The 26,093-nt window shown below is 62.7% G+C and carries 23 protein-coding genes and 1 pseudogene; 15 read left to right on the top strand and 9 right to left on the bottom strand.

Annotation, left to right across the window (positions count from 1 at the left end):
• Positions 1-172: 172 nt before the first annotated feature.
• The 7 genes from glpE to APH36_RS13630 all read right to left on the bottom strand — a co-directional run bounded on the left by glpE (position 173) and on the right by APH36_RS13630 (position 7,798).
• Positions 173-502: a thiosulfate sulfurtransferase GlpE gene (gene glpE, locus APH36_RS13660; protein ID WP_060499068.1), complete on the bottom strand. Its 330-nt coding sequence runs from the start codon at positions 500-502 to the stop codon at positions 173-175.
• A gap of 14 nt (positions 503-516) precedes the next feature.
• Entirely contained in the window at positions 517-1,383 is an 867-nt protein-coding gene (locus APH36_RS13655; RefSeq protein ID WP_060499067.1) for a symmetrical bis(5'-nucleosyl)-tetraphosphatase, read from the bottom strand.
• The gene (gene apaG / locus APH36_RS13650) at positions 1,383-1,763 is read right to left on the bottom strand and encodes a Co2+/Mg2+ efflux protein ApaG (RefSeq protein ID WP_060499066.1); all 381 of its coding nucleotides are present in this window, start codon (positions 1,761-1,763) and stop codon (positions 1,383-1,385) included. The genes APH36_RS13655 and apaG overlap by 1 nt, the downstream gene beginning before the upstream one ends.
• A 144-nt stretch (positions 1,764-1,907) precedes the next feature.
• Positions 1,908-2,708, bottom strand: a complete 801-nt coding sequence (rsmA, locus tag APH36_RS13645) for a 16S rRNA (adenine(1518)-N(6)/adenine(1519)-N(6))-dimethyltransferase RsmA (protein WP_028699058.1) — start codon at positions 2,706-2,708, stop codon at positions 1,908-1,910.
• Complete coding sequence (gene pdxA / locus APH36_RS13640) at positions 2,705-3,694, bottom strand: 4-hydroxythreonine-4-phosphate dehydrogenase PdxA (protein WP_060499065.1); 990 nt, start codon at positions 3,692-3,694, stop codon at positions 2,705-2,707. Before pdxA ends, rsmA begins: the two co-directional genes overlap by 4 nt.
• Positions 3,691-5,010: a peptidylprolyl isomerase SurA gene (gene surA, locus APH36_RS13635; RefSeq protein ID WP_060499064.1), complete on the bottom strand. Its 1,320-nt coding sequence runs from the start codon at positions 5,008-5,010 to the stop codon at positions 3,691-3,693. Before surA ends, pdxA begins: the two co-directional genes overlap by 4 nt.
• Positions 4,991-7,798 (bottom strand): LPS-assembly protein LptD, encoded by a 2,808-nt coding sequence (locus tag APH36_RS13630; RefSeq protein ID WP_060499063.1) that lies wholly within the window; start codon positions 7,796-7,798, stop codon positions 4,991-4,993. Before APH36_RS13630 ends, surA begins: the two co-directional genes overlap by 20 nt.
• A 130-nt stretch (positions 7,799-7,928) precedes the next feature.
• On the opposite strand from APH36_RS13630, the gene APH36_RS13625 reads away from it, so the two are divergent.
• From APH36_RS13625 to APH36_RS13615, 3 genes are read left to right on the top strand one after another with little or no spacing between them, the layout of a single operon-like run.
• A complete protein-coding gene (locus APH36_RS13625) occupies positions 7,929-8,948 on the top strand; it encodes an aminoglycoside phosphotransferase family protein (RefSeq protein WP_060499062.1) in 1,020 nt (339 codons plus the stop codon).
• Positions 8,945-9,616 carry an N-acetylmuramate alpha-1-phosphate uridylyltransferase MurU gene (murU, locus tag APH36_RS13620; RefSeq protein ID WP_060499061.1) on the top strand — a complete coding sequence of 224 codons (672 nt, stop codon included), beginning with the start codon at positions 8,945-8,947 and terminating at the stop codon, positions 9,614-9,616. The genes APH36_RS13625 and murU overlap by 4 nt, the downstream gene beginning before the upstream one ends.
• Before the next feature lies 1 nt (position 9,617).
• On the top strand, positions 9,618-10,385 hold the full coding sequence (locus APH36_RS13615; RefSeq protein WP_060499060.1) for a TerB family tellurite resistance protein: 768 nt from the start codon (positions 9,618-9,620) through the stop codon (positions 10,383-10,385).
• Positions 10,386-10,421: 36 nt separating this feature from the next.
• On the opposite strand, the gene APH36_RS13610 is transcribed toward APH36_RS13615, so the two are convergent.
• Positions 10,422-11,420, bottom strand: coding sequence for an alpha/beta hydrolase family protein (locus tag APH36_RS13610; protein WP_060499059.1), 999 nt, complete (start codon positions 11,418-11,420; stop codon positions 10,422-10,424).
• A 95-nt stretch (positions 11,421-11,515) separates the two neighbouring features.
• Here APH36_RS13610 and APH36_RS13605 point away from each other — a divergent pair, with 95 nt between their 5' ends.
• The 9 genes from APH36_RS13605 to trpE all read left to right on the top strand — a co-directional run bounded on the left by APH36_RS13605 (position 11,516) and on the right by trpE (position 22,381).
• Positions 11,516-13,903 (top strand): PAS domain S-box protein, encoded by a 2,388-nt coding sequence (locus APH36_RS13605; RefSeq protein WP_060499058.1) that lies wholly within the window; start codon positions 11,516-11,518, stop codon positions 13,901-13,903.
• A 7-nt stretch (positions 13,904-13,910) separates the two neighbouring features.
• Positions 13,911-14,543, top strand: coding sequence for a response regulator transcription factor (locus APH36_RS13600; RefSeq protein WP_173401663.1), 633 nt, complete (start codon positions 13,911-13,913; stop codon positions 14,541-14,543).
• Between the two features lie 295 nt (positions 14,544-14,838).
• Entirely contained in the window at positions 14,839-15,963 is a 1,125-nt protein-coding gene (locus tag APH36_RS13595) for an ABC transporter ATP-binding protein (protein WP_060499057.1), read from the top strand.
• Between the two features lie 40 nt (positions 15,964-16,003).
• Positions 16,004-17,038, top strand: coding sequence for an ABC transporter substrate-binding protein (locus APH36_RS13590; RefSeq protein WP_060499056.1), 1,035 nt, complete (start codon positions 16,004-16,006; stop codon positions 17,036-17,038).
• Between the two features lie 60 nt (positions 17,039-17,098).
• Positions 17,099-18,346, top strand: coding sequence for an ABC transporter permease (locus tag APH36_RS13585; protein ID WP_016715781.1), 1,248 nt, complete (start codon positions 17,099-17,101; stop codon positions 18,344-18,346).
• Positions 18,347-18,357: 11 nt separating this feature from the next.
• The gene (locus APH36_RS13580; RefSeq protein WP_060499055.1) at positions 18,358-19,185 is read left to right on the top strand and encodes an ABC transporter permease; all 828 of its coding nucleotides are present in this window, start codon (positions 18,358-18,360) and stop codon (positions 19,183-19,185) included.
• Between the two features lie 155 nt (positions 19,186-19,340).
• A complete protein-coding gene (gene rpe / locus APH36_RS13575) occupies positions 19,341-20,015 on the top strand; it encodes a ribulose-phosphate 3-epimerase (RefSeq protein ID WP_016484625.1) in 675 nt (224 codons plus the stop codon).
• Positions 20,012-20,830: a phosphoglycolate phosphatase gene (locus APH36_RS13570; protein ID WP_060499054.1), complete on the top strand. Its 819-nt coding sequence runs from the start codon at positions 20,012-20,014 to the stop codon at positions 20,828-20,830. Before rpe ends, APH36_RS13570 begins: the two co-directional genes overlap by 4 nt.
• Before the next feature lie 69 nt (positions 20,831-20,899).
• On the top strand, positions 20,900-22,381 hold the full coding sequence (gene trpE, locus APH36_RS13565) for an anthranilate synthase component I (RefSeq protein ID WP_060499053.1): 1,482 nt from the start codon (positions 20,900-20,902) through the stop codon (positions 22,379-22,381).
• A 68-nt stretch (positions 22,382-22,449) separates the two neighbouring features.
• Here trpE and APH36_RS32680 read toward each other — a convergent pair.
• A pseudogene (locus tag APH36_RS32680) lies at positions 22,450-22,899 on the bottom strand (autotransporter domain-containing protein); the annotation flags it as partial.
• Positions 22,900-23,575: 676 nt separating this feature from the next.
• Between APH36_RS32680 and APH36_RS13555 the strand changes: the two are divergent.
• From APH36_RS13555 to trpC, 3 genes are read left to right on the top strand one after another with little or no spacing between them, the layout of a single operon-like run.
• Positions 23,576-24,169 carry an aminodeoxychorismate/anthranilate synthase component II gene (locus APH36_RS13555; RefSeq protein ID WP_060499051.1) on the top strand — a complete coding sequence of 198 codons (594 nt, stop codon included), beginning with the start codon at positions 23,576-23,578 and terminating at the stop codon, positions 24,167-24,169.
• Positions 24,170-24,178: 9 nt separating this feature from the next.
• A complete protein-coding gene (gene trpD, locus APH36_RS13550) occupies positions 24,179-25,228 on the top strand; it encodes an anthranilate phosphoribosyltransferase (RefSeq protein WP_019097608.1) in 1,050 nt (349 codons plus the stop codon).
• Positions 25,225-26,058 (top strand): indole-3-glycerol phosphate synthase TrpC, encoded by an 834-nt coding sequence (trpC, locus tag APH36_RS13545; protein WP_060499050.1) that lies wholly within the window; start codon positions 25,225-25,227, stop codon positions 26,056-26,058. Before trpD ends, trpC begins: the two co-directional genes overlap by 4 nt.
• Positions 26,059-26,093: the final 35 nt, after the last annotated feature.

Genomic DNA, 26,093 nt, shown 5'->3' with positions numbered 1-26,093 from the left:
GATGACCCGCACGCCGGTGTACCGGCTCTCCCCTTTTTTGGATGGCCTGAGCTTAAGCGTAGTTGGTTATCTGCAAGGTCAAGGGGCGAGGTGGGCAGAAGTTACGAACGACCGTTCGTCAGATAAGCCGCAAGCCCGCACGGGGCGCGGGCTGCAGGAAAAATGAAAATATTTATTCGGCGCTGCCTTGGGCGGTCTCGGCCGGGTAGGTGGCGCGCCACAGTTCGAAGCCGCCGTCCACGCTGTACACGTTGGAGAAGCCCTGGCCTACCAGGTAGGCGGCAGCGCTCTGGCTGGAGTTGCCGTGGTAGCAGACCACCAGGGTCGGGGCATCGAGGTCGGCATTGCGGATGAACTCGGCAACCGAGTGGTTATCCAGGTGCTGGGCACCCGTGATGTGGCCTGCGGCAAAGGCCTGCGGGTCGCGAATATCGACGACGACCGCACCTTGCGCGCGCAGTGCCAGTGCCTGCTCGGGAGGGATGCGCTTGAATTCGCTCATGGGTACTACTTCCTTCAGGTGTGGTCGTTGAGTGTAGTGGGTTGTGCCGGCGGGCGCAGGGTGCCGTCGTCGGCGCAGTCGCAGCGGTGGTATTCGCCGCTGTCGACGTTGTACAGGGTCATGGCGCCGCCCCACACGCAGCCGGTGTCCAGGGCGATGACGCCTGGCGCGTCTACGCGGCCTTCGAGGGCCGCCCAGTGGCCGAAGATGATCTTCACATGCCGCGAGCGGCGGTCCTTGTGTGCGAACCAGGGCTTGTAGCCCTTGGGCGCGGTGCCCAGGCCCTCTTTGCTCTTGAGGTCGAGCTTGCCCTCGGCGGTGCAGAAGCGCATGCGGGTGAAGTAATTGGTGATGACCCGCAGACGTTCCACGCCGGTGAGGTTCTTGCTCCACTTGTTCGGCTCATTGCCGTACATGCCGTCGAGGTACAGCTTCAGGCGGCCATCGTCGCGCAGTACTTCTTCCACCTCAGCCGCCAGGCCAAGTGCCTGGCCCAGCGTCCACTGTGGCGGGATGCCGGCATGCACCATGGCAATGCCGCGTGCCTCGTCGTAATGCAGCAGCTTTTGCTGGCGCAGCCAGTCGAACAGTTGATCGGCATCCGGCGCTTCGATGATTTCGCGCAGGGTGTCGCTTTTTTTCAGGCGCTCGACGTTATGCCAGGCGGCCAGCAGGTGCAGGTCATGGTTACCCAGCACGCAGACCAGCGACTGGCGGATCGAGTACAGGAAGCGCAGGGTTTCCAGCGACTCGGGGCCGCGATTGACCAGGTCGCCGACCAGCCACAGGCGGTCGACGGCCGGGTTGAAGTTGACGCGTTCCAGCAGGCACTTGAGAGGTTGCAGGCAGCCTTGCAGATCGCCGACGGCGTAGGTGGCCATCAGTGCAGCGCCCCGGGCACCGCCAGGCGGAAGGGCGCGATGTCGGCGTCGAAGCGCTTACCGTCTTCGGCGAACATCTGGTAGCTGCCCTGCATGGTGCCCACGCGGGTGCTGATGACCGCACCACTGCTGTAGGTGTGGCTCTGGCCCGGGTCGATGTTGGGTTGCTGACCAACCACACCGGCGCCGCGCACTTCCTCGACTTCGCCGTCACCGTTGGTGATCAGCCAGTGCCGCGACAACAGCTTGGCCTTGAGCGAGCCGTTGTTCTGCACGGTGATGGTGTAGGCGAACGCGAAACGACTGTTTTCCGGGTCGGATTGTTCTTTCAGGTAGCGGGTCACGACGCTGACGTCGATTTGATAGCGGGGGTCGGACATGCAAGGGCCTTGGGCGAACTGACGCAATAATGCAGTCTAGGCCATTGGGAGGGGGGAGGGCCAGCGCCGAGGGGGCTTGAGGGCTAGGTTGGATATGCCGGCCTCTTCGCGGGTTTGCCCGCGAAGAGGCCGGTACAGGCGAAATCAGGCTTGCTGGTCAGCCAACTGGTCAGCCAGGCGCACAAAGGCCGCCAGGTCCAGCTGTTCAGGGCGCAGGCTGCCGTCCACGCCGGCAGCTTCGATGGCTGCGCTGTCGAGCAGGCCCTTCATGGTGTTGCGCAGGGTCTTGCGGCGCTGGTTGAACGCCTCGCGCACCACCTGCTCCAGCAGCTTGGCATCTTTGGCCGGGTGGGGCAGCACTTCGTGCGGTACCAGGCGCACGATGGCCGAGTCCACTTTCGGCGGCGGGTTGAAGGCGCCAGGGCCGACGTTGAACAGGTGCTCGACCCGGCAGTGGTACTGCACCATGATCGACAAACGCCCCCAATCCCCACCACCGGGGCCGGCGGCCATGCGCTCGACCACTTCCTTCTGCAACATGAAGTGCATGTCGCGGATCAGCCCGGCATGGCTGAGCAGGTGGAAGATCAGTGGGGTGGAGATGTTGTAGGGCAGGTTGCCGACCACCTTGAGGCTGCGTGGCGGCACGCCCAGCTGGTTGAAGTCGAACTTCAGGGCGTCACCCTGGTGCAGGCGGAAGTTGCTGCGGTCAGCGAACTTGTGCTGCAGGATCGGCACCAGGTCTTTGTCCAGTTCCACCACATCCAGCTGTGCACCGCTGCCCAGCAGGCCTTCGGTCAGGGCGCCCTGGCCCGGGCCGATTTCCAGCAGGTGTTCGCCTGCCTTGGCGTTGATGGCACGCAGGATGCGGTCGATGATGCCGGCGTCGTGCAGGAAGTTCTGGCCGAAACGCTTGCGCGCCCGGTGTTGGTATTGCTCGTTCATGGTCGGTTCTCGGCCATCTGGTAGGCGGTTTCCAGCGCGACGCGCAGGCTGCCGGTGTCGACCTTGCCGGTGCCGGCCAGGTCCAGGGCGGTGCCGTGGTCGACCGACGTGCGGATGATCGGCAGGCCCAAGGTTACGTTGACCGCAGCGCCGAAGCCTTTGTACTTGAGTACGGGCAGGCCCTGGTCGTGGTACATCGCCAGCACCGCGTCGCAGTGCTCCAGATATTTGGGGGTAAACAGGGTATCGGCCGGCAGTGGCCCGCGCAGGTCCATGCCTTCGGTGCGCAGGCGGGCCAGGGTCGGCTCGATGATGTCGATTTCTTCGCGGCCAAGATGGCCGCCCTCGCCCGCATGCGGGTTGAGGCCGCACACCAGAATGCGCGGGTTGGCGATGCCGAATTTGTCGCGCATGTCGGCATGCAGGATACGGGTTACACGCTCTACGCGCTCGGCAGTGATGGCGTCGGCAATATCACGCAGCGGCAGGTGTGTGGTCACCAGGGCCACACGCAAGCCACGGGTGGCCAGCATCATCACCACCTGTGCGGTGTGGGTCAGTTCGGCAAGGAATTCGGTATGCCCGGAGAAGGCGATACCGCTTTCGTTGATAACACCCTTGTGCACAGGGGCGGTGATCATCCCGGCGAAGCGCCCGTCCAGGCAGCCTTGGCCTGCACGGGTCAGGGTCTCCAGCACGAACGCGGCGTTGGCTTTGTCGAGCTGGCCTGGCGCTACCGGGGCAGCGAGGGGGGTATCCCAGACGTAAAGGCTGCCTGCGGGTGCCGGCTGGTCGGGCCATTGGCTCGGGCCTACCGGCAGCAGGCTGACAGCCCGCCCCAGCTGCGTGGCCCGCTCGGCGAGCAGGTCACGGCTGGTGATGGCGATCAGGGGGTGGGGCTGGGCGTCTGCGGCGAGCAGCAGGCACAGGTCGGGACCTATGCCGGCTGGTTCACCGGGAGTGACGGCGAAGCGCAGGGGCTTCACTGGGCGGCCTGGTCAGCGCCAGGCAGCTTGATTTCAACATAGGCTTCGTCGCGGATCTGGCGCAGCCAGGTTTGCAGCTCTTCGTCGTACTTGCGGTTACGCAGAACGCTCAGGGCCTGCTGTTCGCGAGCCTGCTCGGTGCTGTCGGTGGCGCGGCGGCCCAGCACTTCCAGAACGTGCCAGCCGTACTGGGTCTTGAACGGTTTGGTCACCACGCCTTGCTGGGCGTTGGCCATCTGTTCACGGAACTCCGGTACCAGGCTGTTCGGGTCTACCCAGTTGAGGTCGCCGCCGTTAAGCGCCGAGCCTGGGTCTTCCGAGAAGCTCTTCGCCAGTTCGCCGAAGTCTTCGCCGTTCTTGATGCGGTCGTACAGGCGCTCGGCCAGTTGCTCGGTGGCCGCATCGCTGCGGATCTCGCTTGGCTTGATCAGGATGTGGCGTACATGCACTTCGTCACGCAGCACGTTCTCGCTACCCCCGCGCTTCTCCTCGAGCTTGAGGATGATGAAGCCGTTAGGGATGCGGATAGGCTGGGTAATTTCGCCGACCGGCATGCTGCTGAGCATCTTGGCGAAGTCGGGTGGCAGCTGGCCGGCTTTACGCCAGCCCATCTCGCCGCCTTCCAGGGCGTTTTCGCTGGCCGAACGGGCGATAGCCATTTGGCCAAAGTCCGCGCCTTGCTTGAGCTGCTGGTACACATCGCCAACCTGGCGCGCAGCCTTCTGGATGTCATCCGAGCTGGCTGCTTCCGGGGTCGGGATCAGGATGTTGGCCAGGCGGTACTCTTCCGACATCTGCATCTTGCCCATGTCGGAGTTGAGGAAGTTCTTCACTTCCTGCTCCGACACCTGGATGCGCTCGGCCACACGGCGCTGGCGCACGCGGCTGATGATCATCTCGCGCTTGACCTGTTCGCGGGCGTCGTCGAACGACAGGCCGTCGTGGGCCAGGGCAGCACGGAACTGGTCCAGCGACATGCCATTGCGCTGGGCAATGGTGCCGATGGCCTGGTTCAGCTCTTCGTCGGTAATGCGGATGCCGGAACGCTCGCCGATCTGCAGCTGCAGGTTCTCGACGATCAGGCGTTCCAGTACCTGCTGTTCCAGGGCGCCGGTCGGCGGCACGCCGCCGCCGCGCTTGGCGATGGTTTGCTGCACCTCGTGGACGCGCTGGTCCAGCTGGCTTTGCATGACCACGTCGTTGTCGACGATGGCCACCACGCGATCAAGAGGTTGCACCGCGGCATGCACCGCGCCACTCAGCAAAGCGGCGCCCAGCAACACTGGGCGCAGACGATCAATAAGCTTGGTCTTCACGTTCACGGTAACCTTGAATGCCTTGGTCGAGGAAAGATTCGACCTTGTTGCCCACTACACCACCGAGGCCTTTCAGAACGATCTGAAGGAAGATACCGTGGTCGCCTTTTTCGTTCTGCGGAAGCGCCTGGCTGAAGTCGTCGTAATCGATCCAGTAACGGTTGATCAGGCGCAGCTTCCAGCAGCAGTTGTCGTACTCGAAACCGCCCATGGCTTCCAGGGTACGGTTGCGGTTGTAGTCATGCTGCCAGCGAGCGATGACGCTCCACTGCGGAACGATCGGCCAGATGACCGAGAAGTCATGCTGCTGGATCTTGTAGTAGTTTTTGATGTAGTTCGGATCGCCTGGGTTGCCGTAGTCGCCGCCGTCCACCCTCCATGTGCCCGTCGAGGAGTCATAGGCAATGGTGTCATTGCGATAGCGGTAACCAACGTTTACGACCTTGTTCGGATTGTCTTCAGGCTGGTAATGGAACATTGCGCTACCCGAACGGGTGCTGTGGCTGTCCGGGTCCCAGTTGAAGTCCGAATTGAAGCGCCAGTCGCGGTTGAAATAGTAGTTGTATACCAGCGCATACGGCGATACATCAGACTGCGCGTAATCCCGTTTGCGATAATCGATGCCCGGCAACTGGACCTTGCGGTCCTTGAAGTAGTAAGCCTGGCCGATGCTGAAGTTCTGGCGCTCGAAACCGTTGTCTTCGATCCAGCGGGTGGTCACGCCCAGCGACAGCTTGTTCTCGTCGCCAATACGGTCGGTACCGCTGAAACGGTTGTCGCGGAACAGCGAGTCGTAGCTGAACAGGGTTTCGCTGGTATCGAACAGCGGGATGTCCTTCTGGTCCTTGTACGGGACGTAGAGGTAGAACATGCGCGGCTCGAGGGTCTGTTTGTAATTGGTACCGAACAGCGACGTGTTGCGGTCGAAATACAGGCCGCTGTCGACACTGAAGATCGGCACATCGCGGCTCACGGTGCTGTCATAGCTACCGTAGGCGCTTGGGTCCGCGCTCTGCAAGGCGATTGCGTCGGCTTTGCCTTTGCTGTCCAGGTCGAGATCGTACTGGGTGTAGGCATACTTCAGCTTGGGCGTGAGGAAGCCGTAGCTGGCTGTCATTGGGTAGCTGACCGACGGCGCGACGTTCAAACGTGTTCCGTTGGCGCGTTCAATACCCTGGATGTTCTCGTCAAGCCGGCGACCGGCTGCCCCGGCAGAGAAGTCCGGGTTGCCATCTTTATCTAGAACGAAGTCGTTCTTCAAATCGCGGTCGAAGCGCGCAGCCTCGGTTTCGTAAGCGAAGTTCAACCCGCCTGGCTGATAAGGCAGCACACCATTGAAGGTGATCTGCGGCAGGCGATCATAAGGCGTGATCTGCGAAATGGTCGCTGCCTCGTAGGCATGCACGTTCAACCGCGCAGTGTAGCTGTCGCCACGCCAGGTCAATGCGCCCTGCTGATCGAGGAAGTCCTTGCTTTCGACGCCGATCTGGTCGGATTCCAGGTCCTGGAAGTAGAACGGGTCGCTGATGTCGGTGTAGTTCACCTCGGTCATCAGGCGCTCGTCCAAACCGCCTTTGTGCTGCCAGTTGACCATCCAGCGCTGTTCTTTGTAGTCAGTCTGGTCTTTGCGGTCGTCGTCTTTGTCGTTCAGGTAGGCGCCGCCGAACTGGCCTTCGCTCGAAGGCGTCAGGTAGCGGAACTCGCCTTCCATCAGCAAGCCGCGTTTGGTCATGTAACGCGGGTACAACGTGGCGTCGTAGTTGGGCGCCAGGTTGAAGTAGTACGGCGTGACCAGCATGAAGCCGGTGTCGCTGCTGGTGCTGAACGATGGCGGCAGGAAGCCGGACTGACGACGGTCGTCGATCGGGAAGTAGATGTACGGTGTGTAGAACACCGGGAAATCCTTGACCCGCAGCGTAACGTTGGTCGCAGTACCGAAACCGGTGGCCGGGTTCAGGGTGATGTTGTTGCCCTTCAGCTGCCAGGCGTTGCTGCCCGGTTCGCAGGTGGTGTACGTACCGTCCTTCAGGCGGATGATGGCGTTTTCACCACGCTTGGCATACAAGGCGTTGCCGCGGATGTGCGACTTGTGCATCACGTATTCGGCGTTGTCGACCTGGGCTTCGCCCGTGTCGAGCTGGATCTGTGCCTGGTCACCGACCACCAGCGAACCGTTGTCACGGATCTTGACGTTGCCCTTGAGCTCGCCACGGTTTTCGGCCTGGTAGAGGTTGGCCTCGTCGGCCTCGGCCTGCATGCTGCCCTGGCGCATTACCACGTCACCGGCGAGGGTAGCGATCTGCTGCTCCTGCTGATACTTGGACACCTTGGCGTTGATGTAGGTCGGCGACTCGTCTTTCGGCGTGGTGTCGGCCATACCCGGGCGGGTTGGCTCGATATAGGCGCCACCGCAGTACGGGCCGGTTTCGGCCAGCTGTGCGGCGGTGAGCTTGTCACGCGGTACCCAGTCGAGGTGGCTGTAGTCTTCGCTGCGCGACTTCAGGCCACGGCCTTTGGCCTCGGTGACCAGCATCGGCTGGTCTGCGGTTTCGGCCTCGCTTGCGGCTGCTGTGCCGGAGCTTACAGCCGCACCTTCGTGCACCGGGCGCGGCGGCAGGTTGTTGACTGGCGCTTTGGGCTTGCAGTCCCAACCACCGGAGGCGGACACTTGGCAGTCGAACTGTTCGGCTGCCACTACGTATGAGGTGGCCAGAGGTTGCAGGGCCAGCAGACCGCCGGTTACCAGCAACGGAAACTTTCTACGAAACGCGGGGGATTTCAATGCCATCTTATTAGTCCGGGCTTCCTGCGTGCCATCTGCCCGCGTGTGGGGCCGCACGCCTCTCGATGGTCTGAAAAAGATGCTGGATAATAAAGCATGACCCGCTTGACGGCTAGGGCCGTCGGAGACCCTTGTAATGCCTGAACACGATGTACGCTTGCAACAACTGACGGTCTGGCTCGATGAGCAGCTCAATGATCTTTTCCGCAAAAACGCCTGGGGCGAAGTGCCGGCCGGCAGCCTGACTGCGGCCAGCAGCGACGCGAGCTTCCGCCGCTACTTCCGCTGGCAGGGCGCCGGCCACAGCTTTGTGGTCATGGACGCACCGCCTCCGCAGGAGAACTGCCGACCGTTCGTCGCCATCGACCACCTGCTGGCCAGCGCTGGCGTGCATGTGCCGCTGATCCACGCCCAGGACCTGGAGCGCGGCTTCCTGCTGCTGGGTGATCTGGGCCACCAGACATACCTTGATATCATTGATGCCGACAACGCCGACGGGCTGTTCGCAGATGCCATCGATGCTCTGCTGGCCTTCCAGCGCCTGCCGATGGACGCGCCACTGCCCAGCTACGACGACGCGCTGCTGCGCCGTGAAGTGGAATTGTTCCCGGAGTGGTACGTGGGCCGTGAACTGGGCCTGACCTTCACCGATGCCCAGAAGGCTGCCTGGCAGCGTATCAGCCAACTGCTGATCGACAGTGCCCTGGCCCAGCCCAAGGTGTTGGTGCACCGCGACTACATGCCGCGCAACCTGATGCAAAGCACCCCCAACCCCGGCGTGCTGGACTTCCAGGACGCGGTGTACGGCCCGGTCACCTACGACATCACCTGCCTGTTCAAGGACGCCTTCCTCAGCTGGCCTCAGCCACGGGTCGAAGGTTGGCTGCGTGACTACTGGCAGAAGGCGCAGGTTGCCGGTATCCCGGTACAGGCCGACTTCGAGGCGTTCCAGCGTGCCAGCGACCTGATGGGCGTGCAGCGCCACCTGAAGGTGATCGGTATCTTCGCCCGTATCTGCCACCGTGACGGTAAACCCCGTTACCTGGGCGACGTGCCGCGTTTCTTCGCCTATATAGAAGAAGTGATCAGCCGCCGGCCCGAATTGGCGGAGCTGCGTGAACTGATCGCACAGTTGCAGGCCGGAGCGCGTGCATGAAGGCAATGATCCTGGCGGCGGGTAAAGGCGAGCGCATGCGCCCGCTGACCCTGCACACCCCAAAACCGCTGGTCCCGGTGGCCGGCCAGCCGCTGATCGAGTATCACCTGCGCGCCCTGGCGGCGGCAGGCGTTAACGAGGTGGTGATCAACCATGCCTGGCTCGGCCAGCAAATCGAAGACCACCTGGGTGACGGTAGCCGCTTTGGTCTGAGCATCCAATATTCGCCCGAGGGCGAGCCGCTGGAAACCGGTGGAGGCATCTTCAAGGCCTTGCCTTTGCTGGGTGATGAGTCATTCCTACTGGTGAACGGCGATGTCTGGACCGACTACGACTTCGCACGCCTGCAAGCCCCCTTGCAAGGGCTTGCTCACCTGGTGCTGGTCGACAACCCGGGCCACCATGGCCGAGGTGACTTCCGCCTGTTGGGCGAACAAGTCGTCGATGGCGATGAGGCACCGGGCACGCTGACTTTCAGTGGCATTTCGGTGCTGGACCCTGCGCTGTTCGACGGCTGCCAACCGGGTGCCTTCAAGCTGGCACCGCTGTTGCGCCAGGCCATGGCGGCAGGGCAGGTCAGTGGCGAACACTACCGTGGGCACTGGGTGGATGTCGGCACGCTCGAGCGCTTGGCCGAAGCCGAGCGCCTGATTGGCGAGCGCGCCTGATATGTGGTGGCCAGGGACACTGATTGGCGCCGGCGCCGGCTTTGCCGTGGCCAGCATTCCGGGCGCTTTGCTGGGCCTGTTGCTTGGGCAGGCCCTTGACCGCCGCTTGCGCCTGGATGGCTGGGAGGACATGCGCGAGCGCCTGGGCGGGCGCCCGGCCTTGCGCGATGACGAGTTGCTGTTCGTGATGCTTGGGCGCCTGGCCAAGTGCGATGGTCGGGTGGGCGAGCAGCACATCCAGCAGGCGCGTCAGGAGATGGTGCGCCTGGACCTGGCCGAAGCGGCCCGGCTACGCGCTATCAATGCGTTCAACCGTGGCAAGGCAGGCAAGGACAGGCTTGGCAGGCACCTGCGGCGCATTCGCCAGCAGCCACATGCGGCGGAAGGCACCTTGCGTGCCTGTTGGCGCATGGTCTGGGCCGACGGCAAGATGGGCAACAAGGAGCGTGAGCTGCTGCTGGACTGGGGGCAGAAACTGGGCCTGAGCCGGCGGCAGGTGCAGGCCATGCCGCTGGAGTACGAGCCGCGCAAGGCTACGGGGGCGGAAGGTGTCCCCATGACCTATGCGGCTGCCTTGCGCTTGTTGGCGGTGGAGGCGGATACCGAAGGCGACAAGGTCAAGCAGGCCTATCGTCGGCTGGTCAGCCGTCACCACCCGGACAAGCTGGCGGGCACGGGTGCCAGTGAGGCGCAGGTGCGGGAAGCGACCGAGCGTACCCGTGAGTTGCACCAGGCCTATGCCATGATCCGCAAGCGTCGGGGCCTGTAAAAAACGGGGCCGCAAAGCGGCCCCATCGATTTCAGCTCAACCCTGTGGACTTATCCATCCCCGCACCCGGCGGAACAACTGCTCCTGCTCGGCTGCCTTGTTCCCCGGCATGGCGATCAACGACAACTGCCGGTATTGGCTGTCCTTCTGCCGCTTGCTGGCCTGCAGCCGCTGTTCGGCTGCGCTGCGGTCCTGGCTGCGGGTGGCGTAGTAGATATCGGCTGTCGGCACCTTCAAGGTTGGCGCCAGGCTTTCCAGGTCATGTTCCACCCTCGCTGGCGTCTGCGCAGCCACCATCACCAGTTTCTGCACGTGCGGTGGCTGTTTTTCGCTCAGGTAGCGGGCTGCCCAGTACGCACCGCTGCCATGTCCGATCAGCACGATGCTGCGGGCATTGTGCTGTTGGGCAAACGCCACGGCAGCGTCCAGTCGGGCGAAAATGCGCTCGGCGTCGGCCGGGTCTGTCTGCTCGCTGGCCTGTTCGGCGTCGGTGCTTTCCGCCGTATCGGCATCGGCAGCAGTGGCCTGGGCGACATTGGCATTGGCGTCGGCGGGTACGTCCTTGGCTGGCGCACTTTCACCCTGGGTTTTTTCGGGTTCGGCAGCCGGCTTGGCTTCAACCCGTGCCTGCGGGCTGTCGGCCAGAAGATCCGGCAGGCTAAGGCTCAGGCTGTGCCAGCCGACATCCGGGAATTTTTGCCGCAGGGGGCCTACGGCATTTGGCCAGTCGGCCGTTTCACCAGCCCCCGGGACGATGATCACCGCCCCTTGCGGGTCGCTGTCGTTGGCCGGCTTCCACAAGGCCAGGAAGCTGTCGGCGCCCGCCTGCAACGTCTGCTGCTCGGCCCTGGGTACCAGCCGCTCCAGGGCCAGGGCATCTTCCTGGCTGCGCTCCAGCAGCGGCGGGCGCGGGGCTTCGGCAGCGGGTGCATCGGTTGTGGCGGGTGCTTTTTCTGCATCGGCGGCCACGGCGGCGAGCGGAAGGATCGAGGCCAGGCAGCACATTGCCAGCGTCGTGCGATAAAGTGTGGACATGCGTCAACCCAAGGCCAGAATGATACCGGCAGCCTAATAGTATTTGCCCGTGACGGCCATGCTGCATGGCCGCCTTTGCCAAGACGAGCGTGTAGATGAAGCGAGTGCGTCGCCTGTTGGTTATCGGCTGCTTGTGGCTGCCCTTGATAGCCTTGGCCAGGACCGAGGCGCAGCCCACGGTTGTACTGGAACCTGCGCAGCAGCAGTGGCTGGACAGCCATCGCAGCCTGCGCGTCGGCCTGGTGCTGCAAGCGCCCTACGCCCAGTTCGACCGGCGCCTGCAGCAACTGTATGGGGCCAACGTAGAGCTGGTGAACAGCCTGGCGCAGGCACTGCGCCTGGACCTTACCTGGCGCAACTTCACCGACCAGACCAGCCTTGAACATGCCCTGCAGGCCGGGGAAATCGACTTTGCCCCAGGCCTTACCCAGACGCCAGCCAGCCTGCGCCTGTGGTTGTTCAGCGACCCGTACATGCGCGTGCCGCAACTGGTGGTGGGGCCGCGCACCGGGGCCATGGCGGTAGAGCTGGAAAAGCTCGAGGCCGAGCAGCGCGTGGCGGTGCGCATGCCCAGCCAGCTGGCGGATTATCTGCGTGGCAACTACGGCAACCTCAACCTGCAGGGGGTACCCAACGAGCGTGAGGCCTTGCAACTGGTGGTAGGTGGCCAGGCCAGTTTCGCCGTGCTGGATGAAGCCCGACTCAGCCGCCTGTCGCGTGAGAGCGAGTTCAGTGAGCTGGCGGTGGTTGGCGATATAGGCCTGCCACAGCTACTGCGCATTGGCTCTCGACGCGACTGGCCACTGCTGGCCGACGTGCTGGAGCGTGGCCTGCAGGCATTGCCGGCCAAGGAGCTGGAGCAAATGCACCAGCGCTGGTTGCAGCCGAAGTACCCACGCCTGAGCGAGTCGCCTGGCTTCTGGCAGAACCTGGCCTTGCTGTTCGGCATGCTGCTGTTGTGCGCGCTGGCCACGTTGGTGTGGCAACGCCGGCAGCAGCGCCAGCTGGAGCGCAGCCTGTTGGCCACGCGGGAAAGCCTGGTGGAGCGCCAGGTGCGCGAAGAGGCGTTGCGATTGAGCCAGTTCGCCATCGACCAGAGCACGGTGGGTATCTTGTGGGTCAACTGGGACAGCCACGTGCGCTACGCCAACCACGCTGCCGAGCGCATGCTGGGTTACGCCGAGGGGGCGCTGCTGGAACGGCCGCTGGGTGACTTCGAGCCAAGCCTTAACATGGACCGCTGGCTGGAACTGTGGAAAGGCGCGCGTACGGGGGCAACGGGCATCGGCCAGTTCGAGACGCAGTGCCGACGGGCCGACCACAGCCTGCTGCCGGTCGAGCTGTCGCTGAGTTTTCTGCGCTTTCGTGATTCCGAATACCTGGTGGTCTACCTTGCCGACGTCACCGAGCGCCACCGTGCCCTGGCGGCACTGCGCGAAAGCGAGGCGCGGCTGAAGGGCATTGCTGGCAATGTGCCGGGGCTGGTATTTCGTCTGGAGCGCGACCCGGCCGAGGGCGATCTGGAGTTTCCCTACATCAGTGAAGGCAGCGAGGCGCTGGTGGGGTATACGCCTGGTGAAATCCAGCACCCGCAGATGGGGCTGCGTAACCTGGTGCACCCTGAGGACCGTGCCGATTACCACCGGGTGCAGGACCTGGCCCTGGCCAGTGACCAGGACTGGTCCTGGCAGGGCCGTATCCTCACCCGCCAGGGCGAACAGCGTTGGGCCGACATCAAGGCCAGTACCCGGCGCCTGGGTAACGGCCAGGTGGTGTGGGACGGTGTGGTGTGGGACATCACCCAAGGCAAGCGTGCGGAAATGGCACTGGCCAAGTCCCAGGAGCAGCTACGCGAGCTGTCGGCCCACCTGGAAAGCGTGCGTGAAGAAGAGAAAGCCCGCATCGCCCGGGAAGTGCATGATGAACTGGGGCAGATGCTGACGGTGCTCAAGCTGGAAGTGTCGATGTGCGAGCTGGCCTTTGCCGAGCTGGACCCGGGCCTGAACGAGCGCCTGGCTAGCATGAAACGCCTGATCGCCCAGCTGTTCCAGTTGGTGCGCGACGTGGCCACGGCGTTGCGCCCGCCAATCCTCGATGCCGGCATCGCTTCGGCCATCGAATGGCAGGCACGGCGTTTCGAGGCGCGCACGCAGATCCCGTGCCTGGTACAAGTGCCGGATAATCTGCCAGCATTGAGCGATGCCAAGGCCATTGGGTTATTCCGTATCCTCCAGGAGGCACTGACCAACGTGATGCGTCATGCCCAGGCGCACAGCGTGGAGATCGAGCTGGTGCTTGCACAGGGGCAATTGCGCATGACGGTCAGCGATGATGGCCAGGGCTTTTGCCGCGAGCAGACCCGGCCCACCTCGTTTGGCCTGGTGGGCGTGCGTGAGCGGGTGCTGATGTTGGGGGGCAGCATGGCGCTGGACAGCGAGCCAGGCGAAGGCACTAGCCTGAGCGTGGCCATACCGTTGGAGTAGGAGAGCGATCGTGATTCGAGTGCTGGTGGCCGAAGACCACACCATTGTCCGTGAGGGTATCAAGCAGCTGATTGGCCTGGCCAAGGACATGCAGGTGGCGGGGGAGGCCGGTAACGGCGAGCAGCTGCTTGAAACCTTGCGCCACACGCCCTGTGAGGTGGTATTGCTGGATATCTCCATGCCGGGTGTGAATGGCCTGGAGGCGATCCCGCGGATACGTGCGTTGCACGATGCCCCCGCGATCCTGATGTTGTCGATGCACGACGAGGCACAAATGGCGGCGCGGGCGCTGAAGGCCGGAGCGGCAGGTTATGCCACCAAGGACAGTGATCCGGCGCTGTTGCTGACCGCGATCCGTCGGGTGGCGGGTGGCGGGCGTTACATCGACCCTTCGCTGGCTGACCGCATGGTGTTCGAAGTGGGCCTGACCGAGTCGCGGCCGTTGCACACGCTGCTGTCGGAGCGCGAGTTTTCGGTGTTCGAGCGCCTGGCCCAGGGCGCCAACGTCAACGACATCGCCCAGCAGCTGGCGCTGTCGAGCAAGACCATCAGCACCCACAAGGCGCGCCTGATGCAGAAGCTGAAAGTGAACTCGTTGGCGGAGCTGGTGAAGTACGCCATGGAGCACAAGCTGGTCTGATTGCGACATGCACTCTCGGTGAACCTGTCGACGTCCCTGTGGGAGCGGGCGTGCCCGCGAAAGGGCCTTACCTGCTGATCTCCATGGCTGTGCCGGCCTCTTCGCGGGCGTGCCCGCTCCCACAGGTTCGGTGGAGTGTTCGCAAGGGCATTCCAATCCCGCCATCCTTGTAGGGCAATCCCTACAACAAATCTTCCATCCGGATGATGGCATTCTCTCAGCACCCCCGATTTTCGGCCGCTTGCGCCTCTTCTACTCTTTTGCCTACGCAGTCATCCAACAAGAAGGTGCAGGCATGAGCGAGGCGAAGTCGAACGCTGCAACCAGCGAAACGCTGGTCAGCTTCCGTGGTGTGCAGAAGAGCTACGACGGCGAGTCGCTGATCGTCAAAGACCTCAACCTGGAGATTCGCAAGGGCGAGTTCCTGACCCTGCTCGGCCCGTCCGGCTCGGGCAAGACCACCAGCCTGATGATGCTGGCCGGCTTCGAAACGCCCACCGCGGGTGAAATTCAGCTGGCCGGGCGCTCGATCAACAACGTGCCGCCGCACAAGCGCGACATCGGCATGGTGTTCCAGAACTACGCGCTGTTCCCGCACATGACCGTGGCCGAAAACCTGGCCTTCCCGCTGACCGTGCGCAACCTCAGCAAGACCGACATCAGCGAGCGGGTCAAGCGCGTGCTGAACATGGTCCAGCTCGATGCCTTCGCCAAGCGCTATCCCGGCCAGCTGTCCGGCGGCCAGCAGCAGCGCGTGGCCCTGGCCCGTGCGCTGGTGTTCGAGCCGCAGCTGGTGCTGATGGACGAACCGCTCGGGGCGCTGGACAAGCAACTGCGTGAACACATGCAGATGGAGATCAAGCATATTCACCAGCGCCTTGGCGTGACCGTGGTGTACGTGACCCACGACCAGGGCGAAGCGCTGACCATGTCCGACCGCGTGGCGGTGTTCCACCAGGGCGAGATCCAGCAGATCGCCGACCCGCGAACGCTGTACGAAGAGCCCTGCAACACCTTCGTCGCCAACTTCATCGGCGAGAACAACCGCATCAACGGCACCCTGCTGGCCAGTGATGGCAAGCGCTGCCAGGTGCAGCTGCCGCGCGGTGAGCGGGTAGAGGCGCTGGCGGTGAATGTGGGCCAGGTCGGCGAGCCGGTCACCTTGTCGATCCGCCCCGAACGCGTACGTCTGAACGGCCACAGCGAAAGCTGCGTGAACCGCTTCTCTGGCCGGGTGGCTGAATTCATTTACCTGGGCGATCACGTGCGGGTGCGCCTGGAAGTTTGCGGCAAGGGCGACTTCTTCGTGAAACAGCCCATTGCCGAGCTCGACCCGGCGTTGGCCGTGGGCGATGTAGTACCGCTGGGCTGGGAGGTGGAGCACGCCCGCGCGCTCGATCCGATTGCCGAAGCCCATTGATGGATTGCTTCACCAACCCTGTACTGTGGAGAGAATAAGAATGCGCAAGCAGTTGAAACTGACCGCCCTGGCCTTGGGGCTGTTCGCCGCTGGCCAGGTCATGGCCGCAGACCTCACCGTGATCTCGTTCGGGGGCGCCAACAAGGCGGCCCAGGTAAAAGCGTTCTACGAGCCATGGGAGAAGGCGGGTAATGGCAAGATCGTCGCCGGTGAGTACAACGGCGAAATGGCCAAGGTCAAGGCGATGGTCGACACCAAGAGTGTGTCGTGGAACCTGGTAGAGGTTGAGTCGCCAGAGCTGGCGCGTGGTTGCGATGAGGGCATGTTCGAAGAGGTCGACCCGGCCCTGTTTGGCAATGAGGGTGACTACGTGCCGGGTGCCATCCAGCCGTGCGGCGTGGGCTTCTTCGTCTGGTCCACGGTCATGGCCTACAACGCCGACAAGCTGAAAACCGCACCTACCAGCTGGGCTGATTTCTGGGACACCAAGAAATTCCCAGGCAAGCGCGGCCTGCGCAAAGGTGCCAAGTACACCATGGAATTCGCACTGATGGCCGACGGCGTTGCGCCCAAGGACGTCTACAAAGTGCTGGCCACCAAGGAAGGCCAGGACCGCGCCTTCAAAAAGCTCGATGAGCTCAAGCCCAGCATCCAGTGGTGGGAAGCGGGTGCACAGCCACCGCAGTTCCTGGCTTCGGGTGACGTGGTCATGAGTTCTGCGTACAACGGCCGTATTGCCGCTGTGCAGAAAGAGAGCAACCTCAAGGTGGTGTGGAACGGCGGCATCTACGACTTTGACGCTTGGGCGATCCCTAAAGGTGCCAAGAACGCAGAAGAGGCGAAGAAATTCATCGCTTACAGCGTCAAGCCCGAGCAGCAGAAGACTTACTCCGAAAACATCGCCTATGGCCCGTCCAACTCCAAGGCCGTGAGCCTGCTGTCGGATGAGGTAAAGAAGGACATGCCGACCACGCCTGAGAACATCGCCAATCAGGTGCAGATCGATGTGGCCTTCTGGGCTGACAACAGCGAGCAGCTGGAGCAACGCTTCAACGCCTGGGCGGCGAAGAAGTAAGCGTCCGGTGTAGGGGGCCGCAAAGCGGCCCCATTTTCAGTTCGTATCGCGGAGTTCGCCATGGCCATTGCAGTGCCCCTCAATGAAGGCGCAGGTCCAAGTCTCAAGCAGCGCCTAAAGCACGCCGAGCGGGTCAACCGCTGGAAGGCGCAGGCGTTGATCGCGCCGCTGGCGCTGTTTCTTCTGTTGGTGTTCCTGGTGCCGATTGCAGCGCTGCTGTACAAGAGCGTCGGCAACCCGGAGGTGGTCGGCGGCCTGCCGCGCACGGTCGAGGTCATCAGCCAGTGGGATGGCAAGAGCCTGCCCGGCGAGGACGTGTACAAGGCGCTGAGCCAGGACCTAGCCGAGTCGCGCAAGAACCAGACCCTTGGCGACCTTTCCAAGCGCTTGAACATGGAGCTGGCCGGCTACCGCAGCTTGTTGACCAAGACCGCCCGGGCACTGCCCTTCAAGGCTGAGCCTGCCTCTTATAAAGACGCGCTGCAGGCCGTCGACGAGCGTTGGGGTGACCCAGCCTACTGGCAAGCGATACGCCGCAATACCAGTTCGGTGACATCGTTCTACCTGCTGGCCTCTGTCGACCACCGCATCGATGACCTTGGCGAACTGGCCAAGGCCACCCCGGACCAGGCCATTTACCTGGACATTTTTGCCCGTACCCTGTGGATGGGTGTGGTGATCACCGCCATCTGCCTGGTGCTGGCCTACCCACTGGCCTATTTGCTGGCCAATCTGCCGACCCGGCAGAGCAACCTGCTGATGATCCTGGTGCTGCTGCCGTTCTGGACTTCGATCCTGGTGCGGGTGGCGGCGTGGATCGTGCTGCTGCAGTCGGGCGGGCTGATCAACAGCGCGCTGATGGCCATGGGCATCATCGATCAACCGCTGGAACTGGTGTTCAACCGTACCGGCGTTTACATCTCGATGGTGCACATCCTGCTGCCGTTCATGATCCTGCCGCTGTACAGCGTGATGAAGGGCATTTCGCCCAGCTACATGCGTGCGGCAATTTCGCTGGGCTGCCATCCGTTCGCGAGCTTCTGGCGGGTTTACTTCCCGCAGACTTACGCCGGTGTTGGTGCGGGTTGCCTGCTGGTGTTCATCCTGGCCATCGGCTACTACATCACCCCGGCACTGCTGGGCAGCCCGAACGACCAGATGGTCAGCTACTTCGTTGCCTTCTACACCAACACCAGCATCAACTGGGGCATGGCCACCGCGCTGGGCGGGCTGTTGCTGCTGGCGACCGTGCTGTTGTACCTGATCTATAGCTGGCTGGTCGGCGCCAGCCGCCTGCGCCTGAGCTGAGGAGCCTTGTCATGCTGAGCCCATACATGTCGCCCGTGGAGCGGGTCTGGTTCTACAGCCTGCGCATTCTTTGCGGTTTGATCCTGCTGTTCCTGATCTTGCCGGTATTGGTGATCGTGCCGCTGTCGTTCAACAGTGGCAGCTTCCTGGTGTACCCGCTGCAGGGCTTCTCGTTGCAGTGGTACCAGGACTTCTTCGGCTCGGCCGAATGGATGCGTGCGCTGAAGAACAGCATCATCGTCGCCCCGGCAGCCACGGTGCTGGCCATGGTGTTCGGCACCCTGGCGGCCATCGGCCTGACCCGTGGCGATTTCCCCGGCAAGTCGCTGGTGATGGCGTTGGTGATTTCGCCGATGGTGGTACCGGTCGTGATTATCGGTGTAGCCAGTTACCTGTTCTTTGCACCGCTGGGGATGGGCAATAGCTTCACCTCGCTGATTCTGGTGCATGCGGTGCTTGGTGTACCGTTCGTCATCATTACCGTGTCGGCCACCTTGCAGGGCTTCAACTACAACCTGGTGCGCGCGGCGGCCAGCCTGGGCGCATCGCCACTGCTGACCTTCCGCCGGGTGACACTGCCGCTGATTGCGCCCGGGGTTATCTCTGGTGCGTTGTTCGCCTTTGCCACATCGTTTGACGAGGTGGTGGTGACCCTGTTCCTGGCTGGGCCGGAGCAGGCGACCCTGCCACGGCAGATGTTCAGTGGTATTCGCGAAAACCTGAGCCCGACCATTGCAGCGGCAGCGACCTTGCTGATTGCCTTCTCGGTGATATTGCTGCTGACCCTGGAGTGGTTGCGTGGGCGTAGCGAGAAGCTGAGAACCCAGCAGCCTACCTGATTGTCAGTTTTCTGTACCGACCTCTTCGCGGGCAAGCCCGCGAAGAGGTCGGTACAGGTTGAAACAGCTGGTCGACACGGATTGATACCAATCAGCCTCTACCCGTTTGCCTGAGTTACAATGCGCGCCACCGTGATTCTGCCAACAGGTGCGCCATGCAGCCCTACGCTATTGCCCCCTCCATTCTCTCTGCTGATTTCGCCCGCCTGGGTGAGGACGTCGACAAGGTATTGGCGGCGGGTGCCGACATCGTCCACTTCGATGTCATGGACAACCATTACGTTCCGAACCTGACCATCGGCCCGATGGTGTGCACTGCCCTGCGCAAGTACGGCGTCACCGCGCCGATCGACGTGCACCTGATGGTCAGCCCGGTCGACCGCATCATCGGCGACTTCATCGAGGCCGGCGCCACCTACATCACCTTCCACCCGGAAGCCACCCAGCACATCGACCGCTCGCTGCAGTTGATCAAGGACGGTGGCTGCAAGGCCGGCCTGGTGTTCAACCCGGCCACCAGCCTGGATGCCCTGAAGTACGTGATGGACAAGATCGACATGGTGCTGCTGATGAGCGTCAACCCAGGCTTCGGCGGGCAGAAGTTCATTCCCGGCACCCTCGACAAGCTGCGCGAGGCGCGTGCGTTGATCGATGCCAGTGGCCGTGATATCCGCCTGGAAATCGACGGCGGTGTCAACGTCAACAACATCCGCGAGATCGCTGCCGCTGGCGCCGACACCTTCGTGGCCGGCTCGGCGATCTTCAACGCCCCGGACTACCAGGAAGTCATCGCCAAGATGCGCGCCGAGCTGGCTCAGGCCCGCCCATGAGTGGCTTCGAGCAGCTGTTCCCGGGGACGCTGCCCAGGCTGGTGATGTTCGATCTGGACGGTACCCTGATCGATTCCGTGCCAGACTTGGCCGCCGCCGTGGACCGCATGCTGCTCGAACTGGGGCGCCCGCCTGCCGGCCTTGAGGCGGTGCGCCATTGGGTTGGCAATGGCGCTCAGGTGCTGGTGCGCCGAGCACTGGCGGGCGGTATTGAGCATGGCGCTGTGGATGATGCGCTGGCCGAGCAGGGCCTGGCGCTGTTCATGGAAGCCTATGCCGAAAGCCATGAGCTCACCGTGGTTTATCCCGGTGTGAAAGACACCCTGCGCTGGCTGCAGAAGCAGGGCGTGGAAATGGCGCTGATCACCAACAAGCCGGAGCGCTTCGTCGCCCCGTTGTTGGACCAGATGAAGATCGGCCGCTATTTCCGCTGGATCATCGGCGGCGACACCCTGCCGCAGAAAAAACCGGACCCGGCGGCGTTGCTGTTCGTCATGCAGATGGCCGGCGTTACCCCGCAACAATCGTTGTTCGTCGGTGATTCGCGCAGTGACGTGCTGGCGGCCAAGGCGGCTGGCGTGCAATGCGTAGGGCTGACCTACGGCTACAACCATGGCCGACCGATCCACGACGAAACCCCCAGCCTTGTGATCGATGACCTGCGCGCCTTGCTGCCCGGTTGCGAAGACCCGGCCACTGGGATAACGTTGGCGGACCTTCAAGCCTCACAAGACAGAGAGTCCACCGTGGCGGTTACTGGCAAATTCTGGATGAAAGTCATCAAGGCCCTGGCCCGTTGGCGTTGGCGCGCCTGACTTCTGCCTGCCGGCGTGTGCCGGCCCATCCGTTTGCCTGACTTATTGCTGCTTGCCACGAGGCTACTCATGAACCGCGAAGAATTCCTGCGCCTAGCCGCTGCCGGCTACAACCGCATCCCCCTGGCCTGCGAAACACTGGCCGACTTCGACACGCCGCTGTCGATCTACCTGAAACTGGCCGACCAACCCAACTCGTACCTGCTCGAATCGGTTCAGGGCGGCGAGAAGTGGGGCCGTTACTCGATGATTGGCCTGCCGTCGCGCACCGTGATGCGCGTTCACGGCTACCACGTCAGCATCCTGCAGGATGGCATCGAGGTGGAAAGCCACGATGTCGAAGACCCGTTGGCGTTTGTCGAAAGCTTCAAGGACCGTTACAAGGTCGCCGACATCCCTGGCCTGCCGCGCTTCAACGGCGGCCTGGTCGGCTACTTCGGCTACGACTGCGTGCGTTATGTGGAAAAGCGCCTGGGCGCCAGCCCCAACCCGGACCCGCTGGGTGTGCCGGATATCCTGCTGATGGTGTCCGATGCCGTTGTGGTGTTCGACAACCTGGCAGGCAAGATGCACGCGATCGTGCTGGTCGACCCGGCTGAAGCGCACGCCTTCGAACAGGGCCAGGCACGGCTGCAAGGCCTGCTGGAAACCCTGCGTCAGCCGATCACTCCGCGCCGTGGCCTGGACTTGAGTGGCCCGCAGGCCGCCGAGCCGGAGTTCCGCTCCAGCTATACGCGCGAGGACTACGAGAACGCCGTCGGCCGTATCAAGGAATACATCCTGGCCGGTGACTGCATGCAAGTGGTGCCGTCGCAGCGCATGTCCATCGACTTCAAGGCTGCGCCTATCGACTTGTACCGCGCGCTGCGCTGCTTCAACCCGACGCCCTACATGTACTTCTTCAACTTCGGTGACTTCCATGTGGTTGGCAGTTCGCCCGAGGTGCTGGTGCGTGTCGAGGACAACCTGGTTACCGTGCGCCCGATTGCCGGTACTCGCCCGCGTGGTGCGACTGAAGAGGCCGACCGCGCGCTGGAAGACGACCTGCTGTCGGACGACAAGGAGATCGCCGAGCACCTGATGCTGATCGACCTGGGCCGTAACGACGTGGGCCGGGTGTCCTCGACCGGAAGCGTGCGGCTGACCGAGAAGATGGTGATCGAGCGTTATTCCAACGTGATGCACATTGTTTCCAATGTCACCGGCCAGCTGCGTGAAGGGCTGACGGCGATGGATGCGCTGCGGGCGATTTTGCCGGCTGGCACCTTGTCGGGCGCACCGAAGATTCGTGCGATGGAGATCATCGACGAACTGGAGCCGGTCAAGCGTGGGGTTTACGGTGGTGCCGTGGGGTACTTTGCCTGGAATGGCAACATGGACACCGCGATTGCCATCCGTACTGCCGTGATCAAGGACGGCGAACTGCATGTGCAGGCCGGTGGCGGCATCGTTGCCGACTCGGTGCCGGCGCTGGAGTGGGAAGAAACCATCAACAAGCGCCGCGCGATGTTCCGTGCAGTTGCGTTGGCTGAGCAGACCAGCGCCAAATAAATCGATTGGGCTGCTTTGCAGCCCTTCGCGGGCACGCCCGCGAAGGGCCGCGCAGCGGCCCCATCTATTCAGAAGTCCATGCTGATCCCCAGGCTCACCCCCTGCTGCGTCAACTCGTCACTCTTGCGCCAGTTGTAGTTTCCGCGCAAATGCACCCCTGCCACCACTTCATGGCTTACCCCCAGGCTCGCCCGGGTCAGGTCGCTGTGCGGCGTATACCCGGTGAGGGTGAAGTCATTCGCCGGTAAGCTGGTGAGGTGCATGGTCACATCCTGCCGGTCATCTTCGAACTCATGTTCCTGCGCCACTTCTGTGAACAGCCGGGTACTCGGCAGCACCTGCACAGTGCCGTGCGACCCCAGGCCCAAGCGGCGTGACGTGCGCGCCTGGTCATCGAAGCCCAGCGCCGTCGAGCGACCACTCTTCTCGTCGTAACCATCCACCTTCACGCGCGCATAGTCGGCACTGATGAAGGGGGCCAGCTGCCAGTTGCTGCTGTGAGCTGCCAGGTGTGGCCCAGCCGCCCGGCGTCGTTCAGGCGGTAGCTGCCGCCCACTGTCAGGTTGTAGCGCGGAGGGGTCGGCGCGCGGGCCAAGCTCGGTCGGGTTCACACCCAACCGTCCGCTCAGGACCATCGGCGAAACTGGCGCATAGTTGCCATTGGCATCGAGGTTGGTGAAGCGCACGCAGCCAAACCGCCCGGCATCGCTGAGGCTGTCGCCAAATACGATCATGCTGGAGTAGGGCGAGGGTGCCGCGAATGGCTGGCTGCAGGCTAATGCCAATGAGGCGAGGGTAAAGCGCAAATAACGGGGCTTTTCGCATCAGGGAACATCCTTTTCTTTGTTTTTATGAGGGGCTGCCCGATCGACCTTGGCAAATCGCCGTGCATCCCTCCCAAGTCCATTCGTTTCCCCGTGGTTACAGGCATATTGCGCCCGCCGCCCCGGTAAGCTACTGTGCCGGGACGTATGAGCGAGACCTATCCTGTGTTGATCGTCAGCAAACTCTTGATGCGCGTAATCAAGGCCCACGCCCGTTGGCGTTGGCGCGCCTGACTTTATCTCTTGCCGGCCCGTCCGGCCCGTCTCCGTTTGCCTTCTTCATTTTCTGCCCTTTGTGGCGAAGCTGTGCCTGTTGCGACAGCAAGAAGGTTCGAATTCTGAAGTCAGTACGTTCAAGAGGTTTAACACCATGTTACTGATGATCGACAATTACGACTCATTCACTTACAACGTCGTTCAGTACCTGGGCGAGTTGGGTGCGGAGGTGAAGGTCATTCGCAACGACGAAATGACCATTGCCCAGATCGAAGCCCTTAATCCCGAACGCATCGTCGTATCCCCAGGCCCGTGCACGCCGAGCGAGGCTGGTGTGTCCATCGAGGCCATCCTGCATTTCGCCGGCAAGCTGCCGATCCTGGGGGTATGCCTGGGCCACCAGTCCATCGGCCAGGCCTTTGGGGGTGATGTGGTGCGTGCCCGCCAGGTGATGCACGGAAAGACCAGCCCGGTGCACCACCGCGACCTGGGTGTGTTCACCGGGCTCAACAACCCGCTGACCGTTACCCGATACCACTCGCTGGTGGTCAAGCGCGAAACCTTGCCCGACTGCCTGGAAGTCACGGCCTGGACTGCGCATGAAAACGGCTCGGTCGATGAAATCATGGGCCTGCGCCACAAGACGCTGAATATCGAAGGGGTGCAGTTCCACCCCGAGTCGATCCTGACCGAACAGGGCCACGAGCTGTTCGCGAACTTCCTCAAGCAGACCGGCGGCCGCCGTTAAGGATCGAACATGGATATCAAGAGCGCGTTAAGCCGTATCGTCGGCCAGCTGGACCTTACTACCGAAGAAATGCGCGATGTGATGCGCCAGATCATGACTGGCCAGTGCACTGAAGCGCAGATCGGTGCCTTCCTGATGGGCATGCGCATGAAAAGCGAAAGCATCGACGAAATTGTCGGTGCGGTTTCGGTCATGCGTGAACTGGCCGACAAGGTCGAACTGAAAAGCCTCGATGGCGTGGTCGACATTGTCGGCACCGGCGGTGATGGCGCCAATATTTTCAACGTGTCCACCGCTTCGTCGTTCGTCCTGGCGGCGGCGGGCTGCACCGTGGCCAAGCACGGTAACCGCGCGGTGTCGGGCAAGAGCGGTAGCGCCGACCTGCTGGAAGCCGCCGGTATCTACCTGAACCTGACGCCCACCCAGGTGGCCCGCTGCATTGACAGCTTAGGCATCGGCTTCATGTTCGCGCAAAGCCATCATTCAGCCATGAAGCATGCTGCCGGCCCGCGTCGCGACCTGGGGCTGCGGACCTTGTTCAACATGCTCGGCCCGCTTACGAATCCGGCCGGAGTGAAGCACCAGGTGGTCGGCGTGTTCGCCCAGACCCTGTGCCGCCCGTTGGCCGAGGTTTTGCAACGCCTGGGCAGCAAGCATGTGCTGGTGGTGCATTCGAAGGACGGCCTGGATGAGTTCAGCCTGGCAGCGCCTACTTTTGTTGCCGAGTTGAAGAACGGCGAAATCACTGAATACTGGGTCGAGCCGGAAGACCTTGGTATGAAGAGCCAGAGCCTGCATGGCCTGGCTGTCGAGAACCCGCAAGCGTCGCTTGAGCTGATCCGCGATGCGCTGGGCCGGCGCAAGACCGAAAACGGCCAGAAGGCCGCTGAAATGATCGTACTCAACGCGGGGGCTGCGCTCTATGCCGCCGATCACGCGATGACCCTGGCCCAAGGCGTGGAACTGGCCCACGATGTACTGCACACCGGCCTGGCCTGGGAAAAGCTGCAGGAGCTGGGTGCCTTTACTGCAGTATTCAAGGTGGAGAACGAAGCATGAGTGTGCCGACGGTGCTGGAAAGGATCATTGCCCGCAAGTTCCAGGAAGTGGCCGAGCGCAGCGCGCGCGTTAGCCTTGCCGAGCTGGAACGCCTGGCCAAAGCTACCGATGCCCCGCGTGGCTTCGCCAATGCGCTGATCGAGCAGGCCAAGCGCAAGCAGCCAGCCGTGATTGCCGAAATCAAGAAGGCTTCGCCGAGCAAGGGCGTGATCCGCGAGCATTTCGTGCCGGCGGAAATCGCGGTTAGCTACGAGAAAGGCGGCGCTACCTGCCTGTCGGTGCTGACCGATGTCGATTATTTCCAGGGTGCCGATGAATACCTGCAGCAGGCCCGCGCTGCGGTATCGCTGCCGGTTATCCGTAAAGACTTCATGGTCGACCCTTACCAGATCGTCGAAGCCCGCGCCTTGGGTGCGGACTGTGTGCTGTTGATCGTGTCGGCACTGGATGACGTGAAGATGGCCGAGCTGGCGGCTACGGCCAAGGATGTCGGCCTCGACGTGCTGGTGGAAGTGCACGACGGTGATGAGCTGGAACGCGCGCTGAAAACCCTGGATACGCCGCTGTTGGGGGTGAACAACCGCAACCTGCATACCTTCGAGGTCAGCCTGGAAACCACCCTCGACCTGCTGCCGCGTATTCCGCGTGACCGCCTGGCAATTACCGAGAGTGGCATTCTCAACCGGGCCGATGTGGAGCTGATGGCGATCAACGAGGTTTACTCGTTCCTGGTGGGCGAAGCGTTCATGCGCGCCGAGCAGCCTGGGTTGGAGTTGCAGCGGTTGTTCTTCCCGGAGCAGGTGAAGAAGACTGTTCAGCCACTGGACTGAATAAATGAAGCCGGCGTTTTTGCCGGCTTTTTTGT

Origin of the sequence: Pseudomonas sp. NBRC 111133 (assembly GCF_001320605.1) — a bacterium.
In the GTDB taxonomy this organism is placed as follows: domain Bacteria; phylum Pseudomonadota; class Gammaproteobacteria; order Pseudomonadales; family Pseudomonadaceae; genus Aquipseudomonas; species Aquipseudomonas monteilii.
Note: the sequence above shows the minus strand (reverse complement) of the source record. Positions and strands in the feature narration are given on the sequence as shown.

Coding starts and splice junctions, on each gene's coding strand:
- glpE (WP_060499068.1), bottom strand. CDS start 502: ATGAGCGAATTCAAGCGCATCCCTCCCGAGCAGGCACTGGCACTGCGC.
- APH36_RS13655 (WP_060499067.1), bottom strand. CDS start 1,383: ATGGCCACCTACGCCGTCGGCGATCTGCAAGGCTGCCTGCAACCTCTC.
- apaG (WP_060499066.1), bottom strand. CDS start 1,763: ATGTCCGACCCCCGCTATCAAATCGACGTCAGCGTCGTGACCCGCTAC.
- rsmA (WP_028699058.1), bottom strand. CDS start 2,708: ATGAACGAGCAATACCAACACCGGGCGCGCAAGCGTTTCGGCCAGAAC.
- APH36_RS13630 (WP_060499063.1), bottom strand. CDS start 7,798: ATGGCATTGAAATCCCCCGCGTTTCGTAGAAAGTTTCCGTTGCTGGTA.
- APH36_RS13625 (WP_060499062.1), top strand. CDS start 7,929: ATGCCTGAACACGATGTACGCTTGCAACAACTGACGGTCTGGCTCGAT.
- murU (WP_060499061.1), top strand. CDS start 8,945: ATGAAGGCAATGATCCTGGCGGCGGGTAAAGGCGAGCGCATGCGCCCG.
- APH36_RS13615 (WP_060499060.1), top strand. CDS start 9,618: ATGTGGTGGCCAGGGACACTGATTGGCGCCGGCGCCGGCTTTGCCGTG.
- APH36_RS13610 (WP_060499059.1), bottom strand. CDS start 11,420: ATGTCCACACTTTATCGCACGACGCTGGCAATGTGCTGCCTGGCCTCG.
- APH36_RS13605 (WP_060499058.1), top strand. CDS start 11,516: ATGAAGCGAGTGCGTCGCCTGTTGGTTATCGGCTGCTTGTGGCTGCCC.
- APH36_RS13595 (WP_060499057.1), top strand. CDS start 14,839: ATGAGCGAGGCGAAGTCGAACGCTGCAACCAGCGAAACGCTGGTCAGC.
- APH36_RS13590 (WP_060499056.1), top strand. CDS start 16,004: ATGCGCAAGCAGTTGAAACTGACCGCCCTGGCCTTGGGGCTGTTCGCC.
- APH36_RS13585 (WP_016715781.1), top strand. CDS start 17,099: ATGGCCATTGCAGTGCCCCTCAATGAAGGCGCAGGTCCAAGTCTCAAG.
- APH36_RS13580 (WP_060499055.1), top strand. CDS start 18,358: ATGCTGAGCCCATACATGTCGCCCGTGGAGCGGGTCTGGTTCTACAGC.
- rpe (WP_016484625.1), top strand. CDS start 19,341: ATGCAGCCCTACGCTATTGCCCCCTCCATTCTCTCTGCTGATTTCGCC.
- APH36_RS13570 (WP_060499054.1), top strand. CDS start 20,012: ATGAGTGGCTTCGAGCAGCTGTTCCCGGGGACGCTGCCCAGGCTGGTG.
- trpE (WP_060499053.1), top strand. CDS start 20,900: ATGAACCGCGAAGAATTCCTGCGCCTAGCCGCTGCCGGCTACAACCGC.
- APH36_RS13555 (WP_060499051.1), top strand. CDS start 23,576: ATGTTACTGATGATCGACAATTACGACTCATTCACTTACAACGTCGTT.
- trpD (WP_019097608.1), top strand. CDS start 24,179: ATGGATATCAAGAGCGCGTTAAGCCGTATCGTCGGCCAGCTGGACCTT.
- trpC (WP_060499050.1), top strand. CDS start 25,225: ATGAGTGTGCCGACGGTGCTGGAAAGGATCATTGCCCGCAAGTTCCAG.